23 protein-coding genes are annotated in these 24,755 nt (G+C 68.5%); 15 read left to right on the top strand and 8 right to left on the bottom strand.

The genetic code is table 11. The features are described 5' to 3' along the window. Window positions 1–37 precede the first annotated feature (37 nt). The gene (locus tag ON31_RS22620) at window positions 38–250 is read left to right on the top strand and encodes a hypothetical protein (RefSeq protein WP_039816576.1); all 213 of its coding nucleotides are present in this window, start codon (window positions 38–40) and stop codon (window positions 248–250) included. A 329-nt stretch (window positions 251–579) separates the two neighbouring features. Further along, on the top strand, window positions 580–978 hold the full coding sequence (locus ON31_RS22615) for a nuclear transport factor 2 family protein (protein WP_039816625.1): 399 nt from the start codon (window positions 580–582) through the stop codon (window positions 976–978). A gap of 1 nt (window position 979) precedes the next feature. Here ON31_RS22615 and ON31_RS22610 read toward each other — a convergent pair whose 3' ends face one another. Beyond that, the gene (locus ON31_RS22610; RefSeq protein ID WP_039816574.1) at window positions 980–1,618 is read right to left on the bottom strand and encodes a TetR/AcrR family transcriptional regulator; all 639 of its coding nucleotides are present in this window, start codon (window positions 1,616–1,618) and stop codon (window positions 980–982) included. Window positions 1,619–1,734: 116 nt separating this feature from the next. Here ON31_RS22610 and ON31_RS22605 point away from each other — a divergent pair, with 116 nt between their 5' ends. From ON31_RS22605 to ON31_RS22565, 9 genes are all read left to right on the top strand, one after another. Further along, window positions 1,735–3,102 carry a flavin-containing monooxygenase gene (locus tag ON31_RS22605; RefSeq protein WP_039816572.1) on the top strand — a complete coding sequence of 456 codons (1,368 nt, stop codon included), beginning with the start codon at window positions 1,735–1,737 and terminating at the stop codon, window positions 3,100–3,102. Between the two features lie 10 nt (window positions 3,103–3,112). After that, window positions 3,113–4,273: an EstA family serine hydrolase gene (locus tag ON31_RS22600; protein ID WP_039816569.1), complete on the top strand. Its 1,161-nt coding sequence runs from the start codon at window positions 3,113–3,115 to the stop codon at window positions 4,271–4,273. Then, the gene (gene casG, locus ON31_RS22595; protein WP_039816566.1) at window positions 4,270–5,925 is read left to right on the top strand and encodes a steroid-24-oyl-CoA synthetase; all 1,656 of its coding nucleotides are present in this window, start codon (window positions 4,270–4,272) and stop codon (window positions 5,923–5,925) included. Before ON31_RS22600 ends, casG begins: the two co-directional genes overlap by 4 nt. Before the next feature lie 5 nt (window positions 5,926–5,930). After that, window positions 5,931–7,688, top strand: coding sequence for an N-acyl-D-amino-acid deacylase family protein (locus ON31_RS22590; RefSeq protein WP_039816624.1), 1,758 nt, complete (start codon window positions 5,931–5,933; stop codon window positions 7,686–7,688). Then, the gene (locus ON31_RS22585) at window positions 7,685–8,470 is read left to right on the top strand and encodes an SDR family NAD(P)-dependent oxidoreductase (protein WP_039816564.1); all 786 of its coding nucleotides are present in this window, start codon (window positions 7,685–7,687) and stop codon (window positions 8,468–8,470) included. Before ON31_RS22590 ends, ON31_RS22585 begins: the two co-directional genes overlap by 4 nt. Before the next feature lie 56 nt (window positions 8,471–8,526). Continuing rightward, window positions 8,527–10,023 (top strand): RNase H family protein, encoded by a 1,497-nt coding sequence (locus ON31_RS22580; RefSeq protein WP_039816562.1) that lies wholly within the window; start codon window positions 8,527–8,529, stop codon window positions 10,021–10,023. Between the two features lie 120 nt (window positions 10,024–10,143). Continuing rightward, window positions 10,144–10,398 carry a three-helix bundle dimerization domain-containing protein gene (locus ON31_RS22575; RefSeq protein ID WP_029931646.1) on the top strand — a complete coding sequence of 85 codons (255 nt, stop codon included), beginning with the start codon at window positions 10,144–10,146 and terminating at the stop codon, window positions 10,396–10,398. A gap of 78 nt (window positions 10,399–10,476) precedes the next feature. Continuing rightward, complete coding sequence (locus tag ON31_RS22570) at window positions 10,477–10,755, top strand: type II toxin-antitoxin system RelE/ParE family toxin (protein ID WP_218007375.1); 279 nt, start codon at window positions 10,477–10,479, stop codon at window positions 10,753–10,755. 72 nt (window positions 10,756–10,827) lie between these two features. Next, entirely contained in the window at window positions 10,828–11,127 is a 300-nt protein-coding gene (locus ON31_RS22565; protein WP_039816560.1) for a helix-turn-helix domain-containing protein, read from the top strand. A gap of 30 nt (window positions 11,128–11,157) precedes the next feature. On the opposite strand, the gene narI is transcribed toward ON31_RS22565, so the two are convergent. From narI to ON31_RS22535, 6 genes are all read right to left on the bottom strand, one after another. After that, window positions 11,158–11,892 carry a respiratory nitrate reductase subunit gamma gene (gene narI / locus ON31_RS22560; protein WP_039816558.1) on the bottom strand — a complete coding sequence of 245 codons (735 nt, stop codon included), beginning with the start codon at window positions 11,890–11,892 and terminating at the stop codon, window positions 11,158–11,160. Then, the gene (gene narJ, locus ON31_RS22555) at window positions 11,889–12,569 is read right to left on the bottom strand and encodes a nitrate reductase molybdenum cofactor assembly chaperone (RefSeq protein WP_039816556.1); all 681 of its coding nucleotides are present in this window, start codon (window positions 12,567–12,569) and stop codon (window positions 11,889–11,891) included. Before narJ ends, narI begins: the two co-directional genes overlap by 4 nt. Beyond that, window positions 12,566–14,371 (bottom strand): nitrate reductase subunit beta, encoded by a 1,806-nt coding sequence (gene narH, locus ON31_RS22550; RefSeq protein ID WP_081592661.1) that lies wholly within the window; start codon window positions 14,369–14,371, stop codon window positions 12,566–12,568. The genes narJ and narH overlap by 4 nt, the downstream gene beginning before the upstream one ends. 10 nt (window positions 14,372–14,381) lie before the next feature. Continuing rightward, a complete protein-coding gene (locus ON31_RS22545; protein ID WP_039816551.1) occupies window positions 14,382–18,104 on the bottom strand; it encodes a nitrate reductase subunit alpha in 3,723 nt (1,240 codons plus the stop codon). Window positions 18,105–18,626: 522 nt separating this feature from the next. Then, window positions 18,627–18,902, bottom strand: a complete 276-nt coding sequence (locus ON31_RS22540) for a hypothetical protein (protein WP_039816549.1) — start codon at window positions 18,900–18,902, stop codon at window positions 18,627–18,629. A 407-nt stretch (window positions 18,903–19,309) separates the two neighbouring features. Further along, window positions 19,310–21,064: an NTP transferase domain-containing protein gene (locus ON31_RS22535; protein ID WP_039816547.1), complete on the bottom strand. Its 1,755-nt coding sequence runs from the start codon at window positions 21,062–21,064 to the stop codon at window positions 19,310–19,312. A 341-nt stretch (window positions 21,065–21,405) separates the two neighbouring features. Between ON31_RS22535 and ON31_RS22530 the strand changes: the two genes are divergently transcribed. Beyond that, window positions 21,406–22,227 carry a helix-turn-helix transcriptional regulator gene (locus ON31_RS22530; protein ID WP_235204524.1) on the top strand — a complete coding sequence of 274 codons (822 nt, stop codon included), beginning with the start codon at window positions 21,406–21,408 and terminating at the stop codon, window positions 22,225–22,227. A 43-nt stretch (window positions 22,228–22,270) separates the two neighbouring features. Here the strand turns inward: ON31_RS22530 and ON31_RS22525 are convergent, their stop codons facing one another. Further along, window positions 22,271–23,152: an alpha/beta fold hydrolase gene (locus tag ON31_RS22525; protein ID WP_081592656.1), complete on the bottom strand. Its 882-nt coding sequence runs from the start codon at window positions 23,150–23,152 to the stop codon at window positions 22,271–22,273. A 283-nt stretch (window positions 23,153–23,435) separates the two neighbouring features. Between ON31_RS22525 and ON31_RS22520 the strand changes: the two genes are divergently transcribed. From ON31_RS22520 to ON31_RS22510, 3 genes are read left to right on the top strand one after another with little or no spacing between them, the layout of a single operon-like run. Continuing rightward, window positions 23,436–23,918: a hypothetical protein gene (locus ON31_RS22520; protein WP_143979680.1), complete on the top strand. Its 483-nt coding sequence runs from the start codon at window positions 23,436–23,438 to the stop codon at window positions 23,916–23,918. A 38-nt stretch (window positions 23,919–23,956) separates the two neighbouring features. Beyond that, complete coding sequence (locus tag ON31_RS22515; RefSeq protein WP_174385114.1) at window positions 23,957–24,394, top strand: hypothetical protein; 438 nt, start codon at window positions 23,957–23,959, stop codon at window positions 24,392–24,394. Next, window positions 24,376–24,732, top strand: a complete 357-nt coding sequence (locus ON31_RS22510) for a WhiB family transcriptional regulator (RefSeq protein ID WP_370450436.1) — start codon at window positions 24,376–24,378, stop codon at window positions 24,730–24,732. The genes ON31_RS22515 and ON31_RS22510 overlap by 19 nt, the downstream gene beginning before the upstream one ends. Window positions 24,733–24,755 lie beyond the last annotated feature (23 nt).

Genomic DNA, 24,755 nt, shown 5'->3' with positions numbered 1-24,755 from the left:
GTGCGAACACGATCGTGCGCACCGGGAGGGGACAGCCATGAAGAGGTTCGCGGCCACCGCAGTTCTCCTCGTGGCCACCGCCGCCGCCCTGACACCCACCACCGCCGCGCAGCAGCCCGGCCCCGCCCCGCAACCCAACCCCTGGGTACAGGACCAGATCGACTGGGCCAACTGCCTGCAATCCGGCCACACCGCCGCCGAATGCCGCGAGATCCTCGACGGCCCGGCCACCCGGCCCACCCCGCGCTGAGCGGGCGGACCGGGCGCTCACCAGAAGTGGCGATCGGCCGCGACCACCACGGCGATGCTGTCGACGCGGGGCGCGCGACCCAGCCACACGCGCGGGATCCAGATCGGTGTACGTGCTGATCCGCTCCCGACCGTCGTCCGGAAAGCGGTGCTCGCGCACTGTCACCCGCCGTCGCACGTACGTGGTCGCGTCCGGTGTCGCCGCCGTACGCTCGTGGTCGCGTTCGGTGTCGCCGCCGTGTCGAGGGGCGTCCCCACTGAATGGACGCGATTGTCCGGCAGCCGGAGTCGCGGCGTCGAGTGCTCGCCGGGAGCGGCGAGGATGACGATATGGCCGAACATCCCGCCCGCCGTGCCGGTCTCGCCTCCCAGTCCGCCGTGCGCGGGCATCGCCGGGACGAGTGGCTCGCGCTGTTCGCGGCCGATGCCCGGGTGGAGGATCCGATCGGAGTGTCGCCGTACGATCCGGTGGGGGAGGGGCATCGCGGCCGGGGCGCCATCGCGGCGTTCTGGGACAGGGCCATAGCGCGCAGTGCGATCGAGTTCCGGCACACCGACTCCTTCGCCTGCGGTGACGAGGTGGCGTTCGTGACCACCATTCGCAGCACTCGCGACGACATCGTGGTGGAGGTGGACGCCGTCGTCACCTACCGGGTCGACGCGGATGGGAAAATCCTTGCCCTGCGGGCGTTCTGGGAGCTGGAGCGGGCGCGCGCCAGCGCGCCGTAGCTCACGCCCCCGGCGTGCGCAGTGCCGGGAACCAGATGTCGGTGAGCACCTCGGCCGCCTGCTCGGCGGTCACGTCGATGGTGCCCTGCATGGCCCAGCGGGTGAAGAATCGTTCCAGCTGCGCCACCAGCAACTCGATGCGCAACCGCGCCTCGTCCTGCTGCGCCTCGGGCCAGCGGGACAGATACGACGTCATCACATTCGGCAGGGCGAGGATGCCCGCGCGGGCGATCTCCCGGAATTCGGGTTCCAGTGCGGTCGCCTCGTCCCAGGCGGGCAGTAGGTCCTTGTATTCCTGGAACCAGGCGATGGCCCGACGCATCCAGGCCGCGAATTCGGCGCGCGAACCGCTGTCGAGCACATGGTCCAGGTCCTCGTAGAAGTGCTGGACGCTGGGCAGCGTGCCCTGTTCGGCGATGGCGCGCAGCACGTCGGGTTTGCCGGTGAAGTGCAGGTAGAAGGTGGCGCGGCTACAGCCGACGGCGGCGGCGATGTCGTCCACCCGGACCTGGGCGTAGCCCTGGGTGACGAACAGTTGGGTGGCCGCCTCGATCAGTCGGTTGCGGGTGAGTCGCTTCTGTTCGTCGCGCAGCGAGGTGCGCCGGGCGGGTGCGGGGGTGTGCTCATCGGTCCGGGTCACGCCCCCATGATAGACGTACGTTCACTCACTAGACACGCTGTCAAGTGAGTGTTAGCGTGTGTGGCACATCACGTCCGGCCCGACGGTGTGACCCGCGGCCGAACAGGGAGAGTGAATTGGATACACGCGCATTGCCCCGGGTCTGTGTGATCGGCGCGGGCCCGTCCGGAATCACCGCCGCCAAGCGGCTCGCGGAGTACGGCATCCCCTTCGACTGCTACGAAGCCTCCGACGAGGTGGGCGGCAACTGGTACTTCAAGAACCCCAACGGCATGTCGGCGTGCTACCAGAGCCTGCACATCGACACCTCGAAGTTCCGGCTGGCCTTCGAGGACTACCCGGCCCCGGCGGAATGGCCGGATTTCCCGCACCATTCGCAGCTGCACCGGTATTTCCGGGACTACGTGGACCATTTCGGGCTGCGCGACCGAATCATCTTCAACACCAAGGTGATCGACGCGCGCCGCGACGCGGACGGATTGTGGACCGTCACCACCGACACCGGTCGCACCGAGGTCTACGACGCGGTGGTGGTCTGCAACGGCCACCACTGGGATCCCCGCATGCCCGACTACCCGGGCGAATTCGACGGCGTGCTGATGCATTCGCACGCCTACAACGACCCGTTCGACCCCATCGACATGCGCGGCAAGCGCATCGTGGTGGTGGGCATGGGCAATTCCGGCCTGGACATCGCCACCGAACTGTCGCAGCGATTCATCGCCTCGGAGTTCTATCTCTCCGCCCGCCGCGGCGTCTGGGTGCTGCCGAAGTACGTGAACGGCAAGGTCGGCGACAAGTCGTCCATGCCCGCGTGGATGCCGCCCAAGCTGGGCCTGAAGCTCAAGCAGCGCTTCGTCGTCAAGAACCGCGGCCATATGCGGAACTACGGACTGCCCGAGCCGGATCACCTGCCGTTCGAGGCGCATCCGTCGGCCAGTGAGGAATTCCTGCACCGGGCGGGCTGCGGTGACATCGTCTTCAAACCGGCCATCACCCGGCTGGACGGCCCGCGCGTGCACTTCGCCGACGGCAGCGTGGCGGAGGTGGATGTGATCGTGTGCGCCACCGGCTATCACATCTCCTTCCCGTTCTTCGCCGATCCGGCGCTGAAACCCGACGAGCGCAACGTCTTCCCGCTGTTCCGGCAGATGATCAAGCCCGGCGTCGACAATCTCTTCTACCTCGGCCTGGCGCAGCCGCTGCCGACCCTGGTGAATTTCGCCGAACAGCAGTCCAAGCTGGTGGCCGCCTATCTCACCGGCAACTACCACCTGCCCTCGCAAGCCGAGATGCACGCCGATATCGAGGCAGCCGAGGCCCGCCGCACCGGGCGCTACTACGACTCACCACGGCACACGATCCAGATCGAATTCGAGCCGTACGTGCGCGATCTCATGAAGGAAATGGAGCGGGGAACCAAGCGCGCCGCCGCCTCGGGATACGCGCTGCCGGTACCGGCGCGCGCCGCGATCCGGGTCTAGGAGGACGGAAATGGGCACTGTCGCCGGTTTCTGTGTGGACGAATTCGAGAGTGTGCGAGCGGCTTTCACCGAACAGGTGGAATCCGGCGCGGAGTTGGGCGCCTCCCTGTGCGTCACGGTGGACGGTGCGCCGGTGGTGGATCTGTGGGGCGGCTGGGCCGACCCCGGGCGAACCCGCCGCTGGGGTGCGGACACCCTGGTCAACACCTTCTCCATCACCAAGACCATGACCGCGCTGTGCGCTCTGCTCCTGGTCGATCGCGGTGAGTTGGACGTGGACCGGAAGGTGGCGCATTACTGGCCGGAGTTCGCCGCCGCGGGTAAGGCGGATATTGAGGTGCGCCACCTGCTGTCGCACACCTCCGGGGTGTCCGGTTGGGAAGCGCCCATCGCGCTCACCGATATCTACGATGTGGCGGCGTCGCAGCAGCGGCTGGCCGCACAGCCGCCGTGGTGGGAGCCGGGCACCGCCTCCGGCTATCACGCCCTCAACTACGGGCACCTGGTGGACGCGCTCATCCGCCGTATCGACGGCCGCACCCTGGGCCGCTTCTTCGCCGAGGAACTCGCCGGCCCGCTCGGGGCCGACTTCCACATCGGCACGGCCCCGGAGCATTTCGACCGAATCGCCACCCTGGTACCGCCGGACTGGATGCAGTTCGACCAGTCCCAGCTGCCACGGGACAGCGTGCTCTACAAGACACTGTTCCAACCGCTGCTGGATTTCGACGCGGTCGCCACCCCGGCCTGGCGGCAGGCCGAGATCGGCGGCGTGGGCGGGCACGGCAATGCCCGTTCCATCGCCCGCGTGCAGTCCATCGTGAGCACCGGCGGCGTACTCGGCGGCCGGAAGTTCCTGTCGCCCAGCACTATCGACCTCATCTTCCGGCAGCAGTCCGACGGCGTGGATCAGGCGATTCTGCTGCCGCTGCGCTTCGGCATCGGCTACGGTCTGCCGCAACCGCAGACCGCGCCCTTCGTTCCGGAGGGCCGGGTGTGCTGGTGGGGAGGTTTGGGCGGGGCCATGGTCGTCAACGACCTCGACCACCGCATCACCGTCGCCTACGCCATGAACCGCATGGCGACCGGCCTGATCGGGTCGGAGCGCTGCGACGCCTATCTGAGAGCCGTGTACGCGGCCGTGAACGACAGTCGAGGACGTGACACATGACGAATGCCGTCGATCTCCAGGCACTCGCCGCCCAGGTGGCCGCCAAGCTGACCGGTCCGGGCGGACCGTTCGAGCTGACCGTCGAAGAGGTGCTGGGCGCACCCGTCCCGCTGCTCGCGGACCGGGCCCGGTCGTTGCTGGAACTGCTGGAAGGCTCACGCGCCCACGGCGATCGCGACTATCTGGTCACCGCCGAGCGCTCCGTGACCTTCGCCGAGCACGCCGAGGCGGCCGGTGCGCTGGCCGCCGCCCTGGCACAGCGCTACGGCATCGGCAAGGGTGACCGCATCGGCATTCTCGCCGCCAACGATCCGGACTGGGTGCTCACCTTCTGGGCCGCCCAGTGCCTGGGTGCGATCCCGGTCGGCTACAACGCGTGGTGGGCCCCGCGCGAGATCGCCTACGGGCTCGAGCACACGCAGCCGGTGGTGGTGATCGCCGACGCCAAACGCGCGGAACTGCTGGCCGAGAACGGAACCCGCATCCCGGTGCTCACCATGGAGCGCGATCTGCCCGTGCTGGTGGACGAATACCGCGGCGAGTTCCCGAGAACGGCCGTGGCGGAAGACGATCCGGCGGTGATCCTCTACACCAGCGGCACTACCGGCCGCCCCAAGGGCGTGGTGCACACGCACCGGAACCTGGTGGCCATCAGCAACTATCACCGCTTCACCGACGGCATGGTGGACGGCTTCCTGGGCCGCGACTACGATCCCGCGCCGCGCGGTCGCCGCTACCTCATGACCTCGCCGCTGTTCCACATCGCCTGCCTGCACAACCTCGCGGTGCCGCGCATCGTCACCGGTGACACCGTGGTCATCTACCAGGGCGCGTACGACGTCGACCGGCTGTGCCGGCTGATCGAGGCCCAGCGGGTCACGCACTGGGCGGCGGTGCCCACCATGGCCAGCCGCATGCTGCACCACGATCTGTCGCGCTACGACCTGTCCTCGCTCACGGCCTTCTCGCTCAATACGGCCCCCTCCTCACCGGCCCTGCAGGCGCGGCTGCGGGAGCGGCTGCCGGTCGCGCAGGTCGCGCTGACCACCAGCTACGGCTGTACCGAGAGCGGCACCGCCGCCACCGTGGCCAATCCGGTGGAACTGGCCGCGCATCCGGAGACGGTGGGCCGGCCCATCGTGGGCGTCTCGGTGGAGATCCGCGATCCCGACGGCAAGGCGCTGCCGGACGGGGAGTCGGGCGAGATCTGCGTACGCAGCCCCTACGTCATGCTCGGCTACTGGAACGACGAGGCCGCCACCGCCGCCGCCATCGACGAACACCGCTGGCTGCGCACCGGCGACTTCGGATTCCTCAGCGAGGGCAGACTCCAGATGGCCGGTCGGCGTTCGGATCTCATTCTGCGCGGTGGGGAGAACGTCTACCCGACCGAGATCGAGAATGTCATCGACGAACATCCGGCGGTGCTGGAATCGGTGGTGGTCGGACTGCCGCACGACGATCTGGGTGAGCAGGTCGCCGCCGTGGTGGTGGTCGCCGATCCGGCCGCCGTCACCGAGGAGGAGCTGCGCGAGTTCGTAGCGCGGCGCCTCGCGTACTTCAAAGTTCCGGCGGTGTGGCGGATCAGCTCGGAGCCGTTGCCGCGCAATGTGACCGGCAAGGTGCTGCGTCGCGATGTGACAGTGGGGTGAGTTCCGTGTTCGACACCGTCATCAAGGGCGGGCGCTGGTTCGACGGCACCGGCGCGCCCTCGGCCGTCCGGCATCTGGGCATCCGGGACGGCCGCGTCGCCGCCGTCAGCGCCGAACCGCTCGACGAAACCGGTTGCGGCACCGTCATCGACGCCACCGGCCACTGGGTCATGCCCGGCATGATCGACATCCACACCCACTACGACGTGGAGGTGCTGCTCGATCCGTCGCTGTCGGAATCGGTGCGGCACGGGGTGACCACGATTCTGCTCGGCTCCTGCTCGCTGTCCACCATTCATGTGAACGGCTCGCAGGCCGGTGATCTGTTCGGCCGGGTGGAGGCCATTCCGCGGCGGCACGTGGTCGCCGCCGTCGACGGGGCCAAGACCTGGAACAGCGCGCACGGCTATGTGGCGGCCCTCGAAGCGCTGCCGCTGGGCCCGAATCTCGCGGCCTTCATCGGGCATTCCGACATCCGGGTCGCGCTCATGGGGCTGGACCGGGCCACCCGGCCCGATGTGCGGCCCACTGAGGCGGAACTGCGCGCCATGGAGCATCGACTCACCGAGGCCCTGGACGCGGGCTTCGTCGGAATGTCCTCGCAGCAACTGCTGTTCGACAAACTCGACGGCGAGGTCTGCCGCTCCCGCACACTGCCCTCCACCTACGCCACCACCCGGGAACGGCGGCGGCTCAACGCGGTTCTGCGCCGCCGCGAGCGGGCGCTGCAGGGCGGTCCGGATGTGGCGCGGCCTCGGAGCCTGGTGGCCATGGCGGTGAGCACCCTCGGTATCCTCCGGCCCCGCCTCAAGGTCAGTCTGCTGTCGGCGGCCGATATCAAGGCCATTCCGGGTGTGGTGCACATCTTCCCGTGGATCGCGCGGGTGCTCAACGCACTCGGCGGCGACTTCCGCTGGCAGCATCTGCCGGTGCCGTTCGAGGTGTACTCCGACGGCATCGACCTGCCGGTGTTCGAGGAGTTCGGTTCCGGTGCCGCGGCACTGCACCTGTCCGATCAGCTGGAGCGGCGGCAGGAGCTGTTCGCGCAGGAGGAGTATCGGCGCTGGTTCCGCACGGATTACGAGAAGAAGTGGGGGCCGCGGGTGTGGCACCGCGACTTCTTCGACGCCGAGATCACCGAATGCCCCGACGACAGCGTGATCGGGAAAACCTTCGGCCAAGTGGGCGTCGAGCGCGGTGGCGTGCATCCGGTGGACGCGTTCCTGGATCTGCTGGTGGAGTACGGCTCCAAGGTGCGCTGGCGCACCACCATCTCCAATCATCGACCCGAGGTGCTGAACCGGCTGGCCGCCGATCCCGGTGTGCAGCTGGGATTCTCGGACGCGGGCGCGCACCTGCGGAATATGGCCTTCTACAACTTCGGGCTGCGGCTGTTGCGGCGGGTGCGCGACCACGAGCGGGCCGGGCGGCCGTTCATGACCGTCGAGCAGGCGGTGCACCGGGTGACCGGCGAGCTCGCGGACTGGTACGACCTGGACGCCGGGCATCTGCGGGTGGGTGACCGCGCCGATGTACTCGTCGTCGATCCCGAACGGCTGGACGCCGGTCTCGAGGAGTACGCCGAGCAGGCGGTCCCGGAGTACGACGGCCTGTCGCGCATGGTGAACCGCAATGACGACACCGTCACGGCGGTCCTGGTGAACGGACGGTACGTCTTCGGCGCGGGGCAGCGGTCACCGGCGCTCGGCGTCGAACGCACCGGCCGCTTCCTGCGCGCCGGACGACGAAAGGAACAGGCGTGAGCGACGGTGGATTCGACGACCGCACGGCGGTGGTGACCGGTGCCGCCTCCGGTATCGGGGCGGCCGTCGCGGCCGCCCTGCTGAGCGCCGGTGCGCGGGTGGTCGGGCTGGATATCGACACCGACGGGCTCCGCGAGCGCGCCGCCGACTTCGGCGACGCCTTCGTACCCGTCACCGCCGATGTGACGGTGGAGGAGCAGGTCGAGGCCGGGATCGCCGAGGCGTCGGCGCGGTTCGGCGGCCTGGACATGGCCTTCAACGTGGCGGGCGGCTCCCGCATCGGCGCGATCACCGATATGGCGGTCGAGGACTGGGATTTCACCGTCGACCTGGTGCAGAAGAGCGTTTTCCTGTGCACCAAGCACGAGGCCCGGCTCATGCGCGACACCGGGCGCGGCGGCAGCATCGTGAACATCTCGTCACTGGACGGGCGCATCCCCATGCCCGCGGGCAGCGCCTACTCCACCGGCAAGGCGGGGGTGGTCATGTTCTCCAAGAGCGCCGCGCTGGAACTGGCCCCGTACCGGATTCGGGTCAATACGGTGCTGCCCGGACTCGTGGACACACCCCTGGTGGCCCCGGTGCTGGCCTACGAACCCGCCGAACGCATGTTCCTGGAACGGATTCCGCTCGGCGTGGCGGCGACACCGGAGCAGATCGCCGCGCCGTGCCTGTTCCTGGCGAGTGACGACGCCTCCTACATCACCGGCACCGAACTGGTGGTGGACGGCGGCTGGGAGATCAGCAACTTTCCCAATCTGGCGAAACTGTCGTCGGCCTGAACGGTGTCACCGGCGCGGACCTCCGATCTGTCGGGGGTGGCGGCTACCGTCGAAAGGTGGCCGAGAACGTCGCCTCCGAAAGCGTAATCGATTCCCTGCGAAGCGATTTCGACGCGCTGCTGGATGCCTGCTGGGCGGAGATCGAGGAGACGGCCGCGCCGGAGCTGCTCACCGCCCTGCACGCCGACGCGCTGCGCGAACCTCGCGTCAACGCGCTCTACTACTGGGAAACGCTGCTCATGCGGGACCTGTGCCTGCTGAAGCTGCGGGGCGGAAGCCGCCGGGAGCGTGCCGAACTCGCCGAGCTGGAGCACCGCGCACAGGCACTGCGCGTCGCCGCCCTGGCCCGGCTGCGGGCGGGCCGCCGCACGCCGCGGCGCACGGGTCCGAAAGGCTACGAACAGGTGTGCGCCTGGGTGCTGTCGCTGCTGCTGCCGACCGAGTACGAGGCGGCGTTCGCGTCGGCCATGCGCGCCTGCGGACTCGATCCGCTGCGCACCCGGCTGCCGTCGCGCGACTGGTGGCGATGGGCCGTGGCACACGGCTGGCTGACCGATACGCCGACTCCGGCGGCGCTGCGCCTGCTGGCCCTGGACGAGCCGGGATTCGTGGCCGTGGTGCGGCGCGCGCTGGGCGGGGCGCGGGTGCCCGGATCGGACCATCCGGCGGTGGCGGAGCGCTGGTACGCCACCTTCAAGGCGTTGGAGCTCACGCTGCGGGCGGAACTCGACGACGCGGTGGCGGCGGCGCGCCCGCTGTCGGGCGCCGCGCTCGAGGCGGCGCTGCCGCGCGTGGTCGAGGGGTACGAGCAGTTGGCCGAACTGCGCGTGCAGCGGCGGGAGGCGCTGCGCCGGTATCTGGACTCGCGCGACATCATCGTCGAACTGGTCGACGCCGCAACCGATTCCGTGCGGGAATGGTGCGGTACCGCCGCCGCCGACGAGGTGGGGCGGGCGCACCGGGCGCTGTGGGACCGCGTGCGGCGGGTGGTGTGGGAGCATCGCGACAGCTGGGACCGAACCGGATTCACGCTGTTCGGCACCGGCGGCGGTGAGCTGGCGGACCGGCTGCGGCTGGCCGTGCGGTCGACGGCGCCGCCCGGACCCGGCAGCGAGCCGATCGCCCCGCGCCCGGCGGGCGGGATACCGTCGGGACCGCTCACCGTGGCCACCGACGCCTCCGGATACGGTGAGGTGGGTGGGTACGGCTGGGCGGCCGAGGACGGGCGCAGCCGCGGCGGGCGCTGCGTGGACGGCCGGAGTTCGGTGGAATCGGAGATCATCGCCATCTGCGAAACCGCCGCCGCGCCCGAGCTGTTCGAGCGGGAACTGCGTATCCTCTCCGATTGCGAGCAGGCCGTGGCCGCCGTCAATGCCGCGATCCGGCGACGTGCCGCCGCAGGGCTGCCCTTCCCGGTGTCGGACCGGGTGCTCGACCATGTCGATCGCGCCCTGGGCAGGCCACTGCCCTTCCGCGCGCAGTGGATTCAGGGCCACGGCGGTCATGCGCTCAACGAGCAGGCGCATCGGCTGGCCCGCGCCGCCCGCTGGTGAGCGCACCGGCCGTTCACCGGGTGTTCGTTTTCCGGCAAGGCGGCAGCGGCAATCTCTATTCATGGCGTACACCGCCACGGTGGGCGCCGACTCCGAACTGTTCACCTGCCGGAGTTCGCGATGACACAGAGTCCTGTCGATCATGCCGCGCATCCGCGCGGTGATCTCCCTCTCGATCAGAAACTCGCACTCGAGGCCGCCGCCGCCCGCCTACTACGGGAATTCGGCGACCACACCGACGAGCACACCATCGACCACCTCCTGTACTCCACCTACAATCGGGTGGCGCGGCAGGCCAAGGTGGAGACCTTCCTCCCCCTGCTGGCCGAGCGGTTCACCAGGGAACGCCTGCAAGCCATGACCGCCCCCGGGTGACCCGCCCCCACCGCGGCGAACGACCTGTACCAACGTAACTGCCGATCCGACCCTTGCCGCTGATATAACGTCTGTGTTATGAATTGGGGAGAGGTGGAACTGGAGTCGGAGGTCGACGAGTGGTTCGACTCGCTCGACCAAGACGATCAGGAGACGGTGGCGTTCTACGTCGATCTCCTGGCTGAGCGGGGAGTCCTGCTGGGCGAGCCGTACACCAGGCAATTGCACGGGAAGCTACGTGAGCTTCGATTCCATCTCGCCCGTGACGCTGTGCGGATTACCTACTGGGTCGGGTCGGACAGGCGGATCATTCTGGCTGACGGTTTTCCGGAAGCGGAGAATGCGGGAGACCGCTGAGATCGAGCGGGCTGTGCGGGCTATGGAGCGCTGCATTGCCGAGGCTCATACCGTGGAGGAGGAGTGAGATCCATGGGCGAACGACGGAGTTGGGCCGAGAAGCGCGCCGAGATCATGGGACGCCCGGGAGCGGGCGCGGCGTATGACGCGGCTCGTATTCGATTCGAACTCGGTGCTGCGGTGCGACAGCGCCGTGAGGAACTCGGTTTGACACAGGCGGAGCTGGGGGAGCTCGCCGGACTGAAACAACCGGCGGTGGCCAGGTTCGAGGCGGGGGGCACGATGCCGACGATTCCCGTGCTCGAACGTCTGGCCGCCGCGCTGCAACTGCGACTCGAGGTTCGGCTCGAACCGCTGCGCGCCGCCAGTTGAAGTGGGCCGGACGAGGGTCCTGTCGCCGAACTAGCGCGGCGGCAGGACCGGGGAGTCCCAGGCGCGGGCGTAGCGGCGCTTGTCCGGGGCGGTGTCCGGCTTGCTGCGGTAGACGACGTAGGGGCGCACGAAGTAGCCGATCGGGGCGCTGAACATGTGGACCAGGCGGGTGTAGGGCCAGACGCCGATGAGGGCGAGCACGATCAGGCCGTGCGCCTGGAAGGTCCAGGGGGTGCCGACCATGAGCTCGGGCTGCGGGTGCAGCGTGAAAAGGCTGCGGAACCACGGGGATACGGTCTCGCGGTAGTTGTAGGTGCCCCACAGCAGGTTGCTGCCCACGGTATTGAGCATGCCGGTGATGAGCGCACCCGCCAGTAGGACGTACATGAGCTTGTCGTTGCGGGTGGTGGCCTTGCGGACGGCGGGCACCGTGACGCGGCGGTAGAGCAGGATGGCGATGCCGACGATCACCGCGACACCGGCCACCGTGCCGGCGGAGACGGCGACCACGTGGTACAGGTGCTCGGAGATGCCGATGGCGGCGGTCCAGGACGCGGGAATCAGCACGCCCACCACATGTCCGCCGATGACGCCGAGCATGCCGAAGTGGAACAGCGGGCTGCCCAGCCGCAGCAGGCGCGATTCGTAGATCTGCGAAGACCGTGTGGTCCAGCCGAATTGGTCGTTCCGGTAGCGCCACAGGTGGCCGAGCAGGAACGAGGTGAAGGCCACGTACGGCAGCGTCATCCAGAGGGTGGTGGTCATCGGCGGCCTTCCGATCCGGCGAACATCATGGGGTCCATGGCGAAGGGCTCGAGCCCGACCTCTTCCTCCGGTGGGCCCTGGGCGGCGAGTTCGGCGATGCGGCGGCGGTCGGCGGTGGTCACCGGCGGCAGCGTGGCCGTCACGGCGGCGAGGACGGCCGCATACGGGGACCCGTTGTCCGACAGCGACAGTCGCAGCAATTCCAGCACCGGCACGTGCTCGCCGAGCAGCCGTTCCCCGCCGATGGGATCCACCGTGGCCGCGAATTCCAGCAGCACCGGGAGATGGTCGGGCAGTTCCTCGTCGCCGAGTTCGACGCCCGCGTGCCGGTAGGCGTGCTTGAAGCGCAGCAGCGCCATCCCGCGTTTACGGGTGTCGCCGTAGGCGTAGAAGGTGAGGTGCAGGCTGGCGCGGCGGCGCATGTCGAAGGTCTCGACGTAGCGCTGGGCCAATTCGAGCGGATCGGTCTCGCGCAGGTGGGCGAGGAACTCGCCGAGCCGGTCGCGCACCTCGGCGGGCAGTTCGTCTACGGCCCCGCCGAACTCGTGCACGGTGCGCAGCATGTCCTCGGACGGGTAGTCCAGGCACAGGGCCGCCATCCGCCAGACCAGGCGGCGGTCCCGCTCCGACATCCGTACCGTCGGCTCCGGCCGTCGCCGCAGGGTGAGCAGCTTCATCGACGAACTCCGCTCGGCTCGGGTGTGGGGTCAGCGTCGGTGGCGGCGTGCGCGCCATCGCCGTGGGCCTCGGTGCCGTTGTGCCCGTTGCCGTTCGAGACTCCGCTGCCGTTCGAACCGACGCCGCCGTTCGAACCGACGCCGCCGTTCGAACCGACGCCGCCGTTCGAACCGACGCCGCCGTTCGAAACGCCGTTGCCGTCGGCAGCGGCACCGTCGCGGGTCGGCACCAGCCCGTCGGTCTTCTTGCCGTCCCAGTTGAGCAGGTTGATCCGGTTCGACTTCTCCTCCGGCGCGGCGCCATTGGTATCGCTCAGGTGGAACTTGTCCGCCATGTAGTCGTAGGCCGTCATGCCCGGTCCGCCGTCGGTGTCCAGACTGCATCCGGTGGCCAGCGAATCCAGTTCGTGCGCACGGGAAGTCGCGCCGCTGGGGATCACGTACCGATGCTCGTACTTGGCGATGGCGAGCAGCCGGTACATGGCCTCGATCTCCTCGGGCTCCAGCCGCACCGCCTCCGGGATCGAGAGATCCGGCTCCTGCCCGAGATTGATCGACCGCATGAACGACCGCATCCCGGCCAGCCGTTGCAGCGCCGCCCGCACCGGTCCGACCTCACCGGCGGTGAACAGCTCCGCCAGGTACTCCACCGGAATCCGCAGCGCGTCGATCGCGCCGAACAGATTCGAATGGTCCTCCCCGTCGTGCCCGGTCTCCGACAGCACGTCCACCACCGGCGACAGCGGCGGCACGTACCAGACCATGGGCATGGTCCGGTACTCCGGATGCAGCGGCAGCGCGATCTGGTAGTCGACGATGAGCTTGTAGACGGGTGAATCCTGCGCCGCCTGAATCCATTCGGTGGAGATGCCCGCCCGCTCGGCCTCCGCGACCACCCGCGGGTCGTGCGGATTCAGGAAGACGCCCAGCTGCGCCGGGTACAGATCCTTGTCGTTCTCGACCGAGGCCGCCTCCTGCACCGCGTCGGCGTCGTAGAGCATGACGCCGATGTAGCGCAGCCGCCCCACACAGGTTTCCGAGCACACGGTCGGGATGCCGACCTCCACGCGCGGATAGCAGAAGGTGCATTTCTCGGCTTTGCCGGTCTTGTGGTTGAAGTAGATCTTCTTGTACGGGCAGCCGGTGACGCACTGCCGCCAGCCGCGGCACTTGTCCTGGTCCACCAGCACGATGCCGTCCTCGGCGCGCTTGTAGATGGCGCCCGAGGGGCAGGATGCCGCGCACGACGGGTTCAGGCAGTGCTCGCAGATGCGTGGCAGGTAGAACATGAAGGTCTGCTCGAATTCCAGCTTGACCTGGTCGGACAGCTTGGACAGCAGCGGGTCCCTACCGACCTGCTCCGGGCCGGAGCCGAGGTCGTCGTCCCAGTTCGCGCCCCAGGTGACCTTGGTGTCCTCGCCGGTGATCAGCGATTTGGGCCGCGCCACCGGAGTGGTATCGATTTGGGGTGAGGAGAGCAGATTGTCGTAATCGTAGCTCCACGGATCGTAGTAATCGCTTACGGTGGGAAGGTCCGGGTTGGCGAAGATGTTCAGCAGCCTCTTCATTCGCGACCCGGACTTCAATGTGAGGCGACCCTTGCGGTTGAGCGTCCAGCCGCCCTTCCACTTCTCCTGATCCTGGTACTGCCGCGGGTACCCCTGCCCGGGGCGGGTTTCCACATTGTTGAACCAGACGTACTCGGTGCCGCCGCGATTGGTCCACGCCTGCTTGCAGGTGACGCTGCACGTATGACAGCCGATGCACTTGTCCAGGTTCATGACCATGGCGAGCTGTGCCATGACGCGCATGTCAGTACTCCACTTCCTGCGAGCGCTTTCGAATGGTCGTCACTTCGTCGCGCTGATTTCCGGTGGGGCCGTGGTAGTTCAGGGCGAAGGACTGCTGTGCGTAGCCGCCGATGAGATGCGAGGGCTTGATCATGATGCGGGTCAGCGCATTGTGGATGCCGCCGCGCTTGCCCTTGCCGACGAAGCCGGAGCCGTCAGCTCCGGAGCCGTTGGCCCCGTTGCCGTTCGGCGTGCCCTCGATGCGCGGCACGTCCACCGCGCGGTCCTGCGCGTGATACATGAACACCGTGCCCTCGGGCATGCGGTGCGACACGATGGCGCGCGCCACCACGACGCCGTTGCGGTTGACGGCCTCGATCCAGTCGTTGTCCGCGACACCGATCTTGGCGGCGTCCTTGTCCGACATCCAGATCGACTGCCCGCCGCGCGAGAGCGTCAGCATATGCAGGTTGTCCTGGTAGGCGGAGTGGATGGACCACTTGGAGTGCGGCGTCAGATAGCGCACGGTGACGCCGTTCTCGCTCACATTGCCGACGCCGGGCTCACTGAACAACGCGGTCATATCCAGCGGCGGCCGGAAGATCGGCAGCTGCTCGCCGAGTTCGATCATCCAGTCGTGGTCGAGGTAGAAGTGCTGCCGCCCGGTCAGCGTGTGCCACGGCTTGAGACGTTCGGTATTGATGGTGAACGGCGAGTACCGCCGCCCGCCGGTCTCACTGCCCGACCATTCCGGTGAGGTGATCACCGGCACCGGCCGGGCCTGGGTGTCGGCGAAGGAGATCCGCTTGCCCTCGTGTTCGGCGGCCAGATCGGCCAACCGGGTGCCGGTGCGCTGCTCGAGCGCGTGGAACCCCTCCACGGCGAGTCGGCCGTTGGTGGTTCCGGACAGCGCCAGGATGGCCTCGGCGGCGTGGGTGTCCTTGGCCAGCGACGGACGTCCCTGCGCCACACCGGAAACCACGGTCCCGTTGACACCCTTCAGGTACTCCACCTCGGCATCGGGCAGGGTGGTGACACCCTTGACGGTGAGCCCGGCCGTCTCGACCAGCGGTCCGAGCGCGGCCATCTTCTCCGCCACGCTGGGGTAATCGCGTTCGACCACAACCAGTTTCGGCATGGTCTTACCGGGGACCGGGTCGCATTCCCCGGCCTTCCAGTCCAGGACGCGGCCACCGGCCTGGGCCAGCGCGTCGGCGCTGTCGTGTTGCAGCGGTACCGCGACCAGATCCTTGCGCTTGCCCAGATGCTTCTCCGCCAGCCAGGAGAACCCGCGGGCGATGCGGTGGAAGGCGTCGAAGTCGGTCTTGGCCTCCCACGGCGGGGAGATGGCGGGGGAGAAGGCGTGCACGAACGGGTGCATATCCGTGGAGGACAGATCGTGCTTCTCGTACCAGGTGGCGGCCGGGAAGACGATATCGGAGAACAGCGTGGTGCTGGTCATCCGGAAGTCCAGCGACATGAGCAGATCCAGCTTGCCGGTGGCGGCCTGCTCGCGCCACACCAGTTCCTGCGGACGTACACCCGTGGTGTCGGTGGTCTGCAGGTTGGAGTCCGCGCCCAGCAGATGCTTGTGGAAGTACTCGTTGCCCTTGCCGGAGGAGCCGAGCAGATTGGCGCGCCATACGGTCAGCACGCGCGGGAAGTTCTCCGGCGCGTCCGGGTCCTCGCAGGCGAAGCGCAGCTCACCGGAGGTGAGGCCGTCCACCACGTGGTCGGCTGGGGCCTTGCCCGCGGCCTCGGCCTCGTCCACCAGATCGAGCGGGTTGCGGTTGAGGGTCGGGTAGCTGGGCATCCAGCCCAGCCGGGTGGCGAGCGCGATATTGTCGGCGGCCGTGCGCCCGGCGAAGCGCCCCGCACCCAGCGGCGAGGCGAACGATTCCGCCGTGAACGGGTCGTAGCGCCACTGGTCGTTGGCCAGGTACCAGAACACGGTGCCCTGCATCTGCCGCGGCGGGCGCTGCCAGTCCAGGCCGAAGGCCAGTGTGGACCAACCGGTGACCGGACGGCATTTCTCCTGGCCCACGTAGTGCGCCCAGCCGCCGCCGTTCACGCCCTGGCAGCCGGTGAGCAGGGTCAGGGTGAAGAAGGCGCGGTAGATCTGGTCCGAGTGGAACCAGTGGTTGGTGCCCGCGCCCATGAGAATCATGGAGCGGCCCTGGGATTTCTCGGCATTGTCGGCGAATTCGCGGCCGATGCGCTCGGCCTGCTTGGCCGGAACGCCGGTGATGGTCTCCTGCCAGGCGGGGGTGTACGGCTCGCTGGCATCGTCGTAGCCGGTCGGCCAGCTGCCGGGCAGGCCCGTGCGCGCCACGCCGTACTGGGCCAGCAGCAGATCGAAGACGGTGGTCACGCGCTTGCCAGCGACCACGGCGGTGGGAACGCCGCGGGTGATGACCCCGGCGGTGCCGTCGTCGAAGCGGGGAAGCTGCACGGCCGCGGCGTCACTGACGCGGCCGTGCAGAGTCAGCAGGGGATCGACATCCCCGAGATTCAGGTTCCACTTGCCCTTGCCCGCCTCGGTGAAGCGGTGACCGAGCGACCCGTTGGGCACGGCAGGGTTCCCGTCGGCGTCCAGCAGCACCGTCTGGAACTCGACGCCCTCGCCCGTGTGCCCGAGATCGGCGGCGGTCAGGAACTTGCCGGGTACGCACACGCCGTCCTTGTCGTCCAGCGTGATCAGATACGGCAGGTCGGTGTAGCGCTTGACGTACTCCCGGAAGTACGGGGTGTCGCGCTCGACGAAGAACTCCTTGAGCACCACGTGGCCCATGGACATGGCCAGTGCCGCATCGGTTCCCGGGCGGGCGGGCACCCATTCGTCGGCGAACTTGGTGTTGTCGGCGTAGTCGGGGGAGACCACGACCACCTTCTGGCCCCGGTAGCGGGCCTCGGTCATGTAGTGCGCGTCCGGGGTTCGGGTCACCGGCACATTGGAGCCCCACATGATCAGGTAGCCCGCGTCGAACCAGTCGGCCGACTCCGGTACGTCGGTCTGATCGCCGAAGACCTGCGGCGAGGCCACCGGCAGGTCGGCGTACCAGTCGTAGAACGACAGCATGGATCCGCCGATGAGCGAGATGAACCGCGCGCCCACCGCGTGACTGACCATGGACATGGCGGGAATGGGGGAGAACCCGGCGACCCGGTCCGGCCCGTACTTCTTGATGGTGTACACATGGGCGGCGGCCGCGATCTCGGCGGCCTCCCACCATTCGGCGCGCACGAAGCCGCCCTTGCCGCGGGCGTGCTTGTAGCGTTTCGCCTGCTCGGGATCCTCGACGATGGACTCCCAGGCCAGCACCGGGTCCTTGAGTTCGGCCTTGGCGGCGCGGTAGAGCTCGAGCAGGACGCCGCGCACATAGGGGTAGCGCACCCGTGCGGGCGAATACGTGTACCAGGAGAAGGACGCGCCGCGCGGGCAGCCGCGCGGTTCGTACTCCGGCTTGTCCGCGCCGACGGACGGGTAGTCGGTCTGCTGCGATTCCCAGGTGATCACGCCGTCGGAGACGTAGATCTTCCACGAGCACGAGCCGGTGCAGTTCACGCCGTGTGTGGAGCGCACCACCTTGTCGTGCGCCCAGCGATCCCGGTAGAACTCGTCGGCATCGCGTCCGCCCACCTTGTGGACCGTGCGCAGGTCCGCGGACACTTCACCGCGGTTGAAATACTTCCCCAGTCGAAGCAGTGCATCGGCGGACGAGCTATCGGTCCCCGGGTTTGCCATGACGCCCCCTTCGAGCTGTGGAAATTGGGCTGCTGCATCGACTGTAAAGACGTCATAGCGGGCGTCAAAACGATTCTCTCACAGTGCGCGAACCGCCGTTGTGAGTTGTGAGATCGCCGCAACGTGGCGGTCACTGTGCGATAGCGACCCGCCTCCGGTCGGCCCCGTTCGACCTGCGCGAATCCGTGATGACCGGCCGAAACGCCTCGCCTCGAGGGGGTTTCGGGACGGTGCCGGTGATGCTTTGGAAACGTTCGGTTCTCGGCCGCTTAATATTTGTTAACACACTGATGGTGACCGGTGACACGCGATTATCCGCCATTCCGGCTAACTATGTGCGCCTTTCCAACGGGCCCGTTCCCGCCCCGGTCGATCGGTTTGCTGCGGGATCGCGGGCATAATCCGGCCACTTCTCGACGACTGCTCGATGTCGTGGATTTCCCGCCGCGATTCCACGGGACGATCCGGCTCGCCCGAGGTGGCGGGGTGTATATCCCCATTCCCCCGGAGGTCGACGGGTTGTCAGTCGTCGGCGCTGGGACGCCAATCCGGGTGTGCCGCGGCGAGGTGGCGCGCCAGGGCCGACTTGACGCGGGCCTGCCAGACCTCCGGGGGGCTGTCGGTGCGGTCCTCGTGGAGATGGGGGCAGCCGGGGACCGGGCAGGCGAAGGTGTAGGCGCGCTGCATCAGTCTGTCTTCGGTGTCGTAGACCCGGCCCGCGAGGAAGGGGAGGTCGGTCGGCTCGGTACTCGCGCCGTCACCATCGACTGTGCCGTAGTGCTCGTCTCCCACGAGCACTACCCGACCATATTCGCCCGGCGTCCAACCACTCGCAAACCGGTTGGTTTGCAATAGGTTTCTCGGCGTACGAGGCCGCAAAGGCACGGGCCGCGCCCCATACCGGCGGGTGCGCCGCCCGTCGGCCCGCCCCCACCGGAGTGGTCGAACTCACTGCGCCCGAGGCGATCCGATCGCGCTCGACGGTGCGCGTCACCCGGCCACCCGGTCATTCCAAGTCGGCGACCGCGGCGCGCGATCGGGACCGCGGTGTGGGAGAGGTGATGGCGGCGCAAGGTCGGGACTCGATGCGGGCGAGGTGATGGCCCGCCGGGCGGAGTCACAGCGTGCAGCAGGGGAGCGCGTCGCGGATCGGGATGTGCGAATTCGGGCCCGCGTGGTGCGGACGCGGCGGCGCGTGACGCGGTTCAGCCGGGCAGCGGAATGAACTCCACGGGGTCGCCGTCGCGGGCCTCGGCGGGCACCACCACGAGACCGTCGCGGTGCAGGAGTCCGGCCAGGTGCGCGGTGCGGATGCTCGCGTCGCCCACCCAGCCTCCGGCGGGCACCGCCCGGGCGGGGACGATGCGCGCCACCGGGCCGGAGATCTCACCGGCGTTGGCGAGCGGCCCCAGGAGTACGCGCTCGTGCGTGGCGCCGGTGAGGCCGGACACCAGGGCCGGGGTCAGCGCCAGCAGTGTCGCGACGGCGGCGAACGGATTGCCGGGTAGACCGAGAACCACTGCGCCGGAACGCAGTTGCGCGACCACCGTGGATCCGCCCGGCCGCAGCCGCAGCCTGCGCACCAGCACGCCGGCCCGCGCCCGGCCCAAGGCCGCGCGCAGCTGATCGGCCGCGCCGCCGCCGGTCGCGCCCACGATCACCAGCAGATCGCAGTCGGACGCGGCGGCCAGCACCTCGTCGAAGGCGTTGGCGGCATCGCGCAGATGCACCCGGTCCTGGGTCTGCACGCCGTGCCAGGCCAGCAGGTCGGGCAGGATCGGGCCGATCGAATCGCGGGTCTGTCCCGCGTGCAGCGGCCCTTCGCTGCGAATCTCGTCCCCGGTCATGACGATTCGCGCCCGCACCGGGCCGCGCACCAGCGCCGTGCGCACCTCGGCGCTGGCCGCCGCCGAGACCAGCGCGGCGTGCACCGGTGTCCCGGCGGGCGCGATCTCGGTCCCCGGCAACCAGTCCTCGCCGCGGCGGCGCACATCGTCGCGCACCGGAGCGTCCGGCAGGCGATGCAGCACGCCGCTCTCGTCAACCCGGACGAACTCGTCGCGCACCACGGTGGTGGTGCCGTCGGGAACATGCGCGCCGGTGGCGATCCGGACGGCCTCACCGGCCAGCAGCCCGACCGGCCGCTGCCCGCCCGCGAAGCCGATGTCGCGGCGTACCTGCCACGGCCCGTCCCCCGAGACGGCGTAACCGTCCATGGCCGAGACGTCGAAGCGCGGTAGAGCGTCGGCGGCCAGCAGTGGTTCGGCGAGCGCGGCGCCGCGTGCCGCCCGGATCGCGGCGCTGCGGGGAGTGAGCTGGGATACAGTGTGGCGCAACACACTACGCGCCTCGTCCAGGGTCATCGGAGTGTTTGCCGCGGTTTGCTCGACCGCCTCGCGCGCATGGCGCACTTGGTCGGGGGTATCGCAATCGGCCACCCCCGCCAGCGGCACCATGACGGTGTCCACCGGCACCAGCGCCTTCATCGGCTGGTTCACCAACGACTCCAGTCGGCTCACCGCCGCGGTCAGCGCCACGCGCCGCCATACGCCGACCAGGTACTGCGGTCGCCCCGACTCGTCTGCCGCGAACACCGCGTCACTGCCGGATTCGAGTGCGTGCCTGAGGAGTTCGTCGACCGCGGGCGCGGTGAGGAAGGGCATGTCGGCCGCGAGCACCACGATCAGCCCGGCGGGAAAGTCGCAGTCCGCCAATACGCCCAGGCCAGCGGCGATGGCGGCGACCGGTCCGGCCCCGGCCGGAATCTCTTGCGCCTGCAGGATTTCCGGTGGCAGCTCCGGCCGCTGCGGCCCCACCACCACCGTGCGCGCGCAGTCGGCGACCGCGCCGAGGGCGGCGTCGAGCATGGACTGCCCGCCGACCACGATGGCGGGTTTGTCCACCCCGCCCATCCGGGTGGCGCGCCCGCCGGCGAGCACGATCGCGTCGACGGTCGTCACGGGGCGCGGTCCGGAACGAGGCTGGTCATGGCTGCCGATGGTAGCGGGCGGGCGGTGGCGGACCCGAACCCGACGCGGATCGACGGTCCCGGATTTTCGATTGCCCTATGTTCGCGGGCTACTGTTCGACGTGGGCTTGCCAGCGGCGACACAGTAAAGAAACAGCCATGTTTTGGTCTTATGTACAACAAAATGTGGCACTATCCCGAAGCGGAACTGACGACGGGTGAGGCAATCACCGCAGTTCTTCGACGTTGTGGTTCGGGTGTCCGGCTGTATGCGCCGCCGGGTCCGCGCAGGCATCGAACGTGATTGCTGAGAGTTTGTGGAAGGGGATAGTCGTGGTTACGAGCGCGAAACCCAGACGTGATTCGGAGAATGTGCGCCCGCCGTCGTTCGGCCTGCTGCTGCGTCGCCTGCGCGACGACCGAGGAGTATCCCGGGAACGCCTCGCCTTCAACGCCGGAGTCAGCGCCAGCTATATCAGCCATCTGGAAAAGGGCGACCGCGACCACCCCACCCGTGAGGTGGTCGACGCGCTGGTGCGCTATCTCGACCGCATCGACGCTCTCTCCCAGGTGGAGCGCCGACATCTGCTCGACCTGGCCGGACTGGGTGCCGGGGAATTTCCCTCCGTCGATCGACTGCGCGACGAGGTCGGCCCGGATATGCGCCGCGCGCTGGAATTGCACGAACCGCACCTGGCAGCCTATATCGACACCCGTTGGAATGTGCTGGCCTGCAATGACAGCTACAACCGCGCATTCCCGGGATTGGCCGAGGACGTGAACATGCTGCGCTGGTTCTTCGCGAATCCGAGATCCCGGCAGGTCATGGTGGAATGGGAAGCCGAGGTGCGCACCACGGTGCGCTGGCTGCGCGGGCTCATCGGCAGCACCGGCGACACCGCCTGGTCCACCGAATTCCTCGCCGAACTCGGCCGCTACGACCTGTTCCGCGAGCTGTGGGACGAAGGGGTGGCGGCCTACGGGCGAGACCGGCCCATCATGCATGTGCGCGACGCCGAGACCGGGCGCTGCCGCTCCATCGCCGTGCAACTGTTCAAGGTCTACAGCGCCAGCAATCCGGACCAGATTCAGATCTTCCTCGGACTGCCCACCTGGTGTTCGGAGCGGACGCATCCCGTCGACGTGCGTTCCTGAGTCCGCCCGCGCCGCCGCGTCCGCGTTCCGGTGCGGCCGCGCGTCACATGGCGATCGCGGCGGGCGGCACGGCGACTCGCGCACCGCGGCCCGGCGCGGTGCGCGGCGTCCGCACGGAATCGATATCGCCCTCCGCCCGGCGCACCAGCTGAATCAGCAGGGGTGCGATCGATTCCGGATGTGTCCACACCGCGCCGTGCCCGGCGCCGGGAATCGTGACCACGCCGTCGGCTCCCGGCAACCCCGCCGCCAGTGCCTCCGATTTCTGCGCGGTGCTGACGCCGTCGTGGCTGCCGCGCAATACCAGTGCGGGTGCGGTGATCTCGGGCAGTCGATGCAGGAGTGAGCGGCGATCCATCAGGCATCGCGCCGCCGCGCCCACGATCGTGCGATCGGATTCGCTCCAGCGCACCGTCCATTCCCGCCAGGCGCGCGGATCCTGGCCGCCGATGAGCTGCGGGGCCAATTCCGCGATGAGCGGTGCGAGCGGTTCACTTCCGCACCAGCGTTCGAAGAATACGCGGTACCAGGCCAATTCCGCCGGTGTGCACTCACCCGCCTCGGTGTCCATCAGCGCCAGGCCCCGAATCCGATGCGGTGCGGCGAGGGCCAGGCGCAATGCGGAGAATCCGCCCTGACCCATGCCGCCGATCACGGCCCCGTCGATATCGAGTTCATCCAGGACCGCCAGGATATCGGCGGCCAGATCCCAGTAGCTGAAGATTTCACCGTCGGGCGTCCGAGTGCGGCCGTGGCCGCGCGCGTCGATCGTGACGAGGTTTATCCCGGCCGCCGCCAGGGGTTTGCGCAGCGGTTCGAACGCGGACCCGTCCAGGAAGAATCCGTGCGCGCCCACCAGGGTGGGTCCCGATACCTCTGACGTGCGGAAGTGGACGGTTGCCGAACCCGAGTGCACATATGGCATGAGGAGACCGTAAGGTCTGAACGCGGTGCGCGACAGTGTTTGCCGAAAGAGTGCGGTTCTCCTTCGAGTGGCTACTCGCATCGGTACCACCACTGGTCAGTGTGGGTACTGCTAGGGGTTTGCTCAAACCTTGGCTGCGGGTGGACAAGTCGGTCTTGTCGCTTTTAGATCAATCACATGCATTGAAGCCGCAACCAGAAGCGGTTCACCAGAATGCATTTCGATGATCCGGGCGGTCACGTCATCTTTTGCGGGGCGGCCGTGTTTCGAAAGCGAGTCACCGATGTCGAGAATGATCAGGCTGGTGCCGCATATCGCGGTCGCCGCCGCGGGGGATCCGAGATCCGGAACGTTCGCGGTATGTGATGGCGAAGGTACCGCCCTGTGGTATGGACCCTATTCCGACTACGAGCACGCCCATCCGCGCGGCCCCCGGGTGGCCGCCGGCATGGCCGCCGCGTCCCGCGCGGTATGGCTGGCGGGGCGGGCGTGCGCCGAAACCGGTCTGCGCCAGGCCGATGTGCGGCTGACCGTTTCCGATCGCGAGGTGGACGCGGCGGTGCTGTTCGGCATGGCGACCATGGCGGGAATGACACTGCGGTTGTTCTCGACCTCCGACAATCCGGCCCGGGACTGGTGCCGGGTACCCGGCCGCCGGGATTGGCAACCGGGAACATTGGCGGCGCTCGTGGAATACCGAGCCACCGCGGCGGGGACCGCATCCGGAATTCCGGTGCGCCAGGCCGAAACCCCTTGTCTACCTTGATTTTCTATTCCTACGTGCATTATCGCGAAAGGAACGTCATGTTCGAGTTCACCACCGCCGAGCGGCGCACCGATTTCCGAGTCGATCGCGGCGCGGGCCTACGGGAGGCCCTGGAGGGCCTGCTGCTGCACAACGGCATCGGGCTGGATGCCCGTATGCGCCATGCCATTTCCGCCGTCGTCCACCTCGCCGTGGACGCCCCGAACGGCCCGCCGGAGGACGCCGAGGAATTCCTCGGGCGCCTCGACGCCGCCTGGCTGCTCGCCGCCTGGACCGACCACGACACCGAGATGTCGCTGCTGGGCACGCTCGCGGGCGGGGAGGTGCCCGCGCTGTCGTGGTGCGAGCTCATGTTCACCACCGCGCTCGCGCCCTGGTCGTCCACTCCGGCCGCCGTGCACGCGCGCCGCATCTTCGCCGCCGGTGAGCAGTCCCGCCCGCTCAGCGCGGTCGCCGACTGCGCCATGGGCCGCTAGTAGTCCCGTCGAAAACCACCGCTGTCGCTACGCATGCTTGGAGGCACACCATGAAGTTGATGTTCACCAAGTTCGACGCCGCGTTCGAGGCTCTCGCGGACAAGGCCGAATTCGACGATACGGGCTGGCGGGAGCGCGGCCTGTGCACCCAGACCGATCCGGAGGCGTTCTACCCCGAGAAGGGCGGCTCCACCAGGGAGGCCAAGCGGGTCTGCGCGGGCTGCGAGGTGCGCGTGCAGTGCCTGGAGTACGCCATGGCCCGGGACGAGCGCTTCGGCATCTGGGGTGGGCTCTCGGAGCGGGAGCGACGGCGGCTCAAGAAGGGCGAGGCGGCCTGAACCCGCGCAGGGCGAGGCGGCCT

Origin of the sequence: Nocardia otitidiscaviarum NBRC 14405, assembly GCF_000308635.1 — a bacterium.
In the GTDB taxonomy this organism is placed as follows: Bacteria; Actinomycetota; Actinomycetes; order Mycobacteriales; family Mycobacteriaceae; genus Nocardia; species Nocardia otitidiscaviarum.
This window is presented reverse-complemented; position numbering and strand designations above follow the sequence as displayed.

Bases quoted from the DNA above. Each gene is read 5' to 3' on its own strand.
- ON31_RS22570 (WP_218007375.1), top strand. From the start codon at position 10,477: ATGAATTGGGGAGAGGTGGAACTGGAGTCGGAGGTCGACGAGTGGTTC.
- narJ (WP_039816556.1), bottom strand. From the start codon at position 12,569: ATGAAGCTGCTCACCCTGCGGCGACGGCCGGAGCCGACGGTACGGATG.
- ON31_RS22565 (WP_039816560.1), top strand. From the start codon at position 10,828: ATGGGCGAACGACGGAGTTGGGCCGAGAAGCGCGCCGAGATCATGGGA.
- ON31_RS22545 (WP_039816551.1), bottom strand. From the start codon at position 18,104: ATGGCAAACCCGGGGACCGATAGCTCGTCCGCCGATGCACTGCTTCGA.
- narI (WP_039816558.1), bottom strand. From the start codon at position 11,892: ATGACCACCACCCTCTGGATGACGCTGCCGTACGTGGCCTTCACCTCG.
- ON31_RS22575 (WP_029931646.1), top strand. From the start codon at position 10,144: ATGACACAGAGTCCTGTCGATCATGCCGCGCATCCGCGCGGTGATCTC.
- ON31_RS22520 (WP_143979680.1), top strand. From the start codon at position 23,436: ATGTCGAGAATGATCAGGCTGGTGCCGCATATCGCGGTCGCCGCCGCG.
- ON31_RS22525 (WP_081592656.1), bottom strand. From the start codon at position 23,152: ATGCCATATGTGCACTCGGGTTCGGCAACCGTCCACTTCCGCACGTCA.
- ON31_RS22600 (WP_039816569.1), top strand. From the start codon at position 3,113: ATGGGCACTGTCGCCGGTTTCTGTGTGGACGAATTCGAGAGTGTGCGA.
- ON31_RS22620 (WP_039816576.1), top strand. From the start codon at position 38: ATGAAGAGGTTCGCGGCCACCGCAGTTCTCCTCGTGGCCACCGCCGCC.
- narH (WP_081592661.1), bottom strand. From the start codon at position 14,371: ATGGCACAGCTCGCCATGGTCATGAACCTGGACAAGTGCATCGGCTGT.
- ON31_RS22515 (WP_174385114.1), top strand. From the start codon at position 23,957: ATGTTCGAGTTCACCACCGCCGAGCGGCGCACCGATTTCCGAGTCGAT.
- casG (WP_039816566.1), top strand. From the start codon at position 4,270: ATGACGAATGCCGTCGATCTCCAGGCACTCGCCGCCCAGGTGGCCGCC.
- ON31_RS22615 (WP_039816625.1), top strand. From the start codon at position 580: ATGGCCGAACATCCCGCCCGCCGTGCCGGTCTCGCCTCCCAGTCCGCC.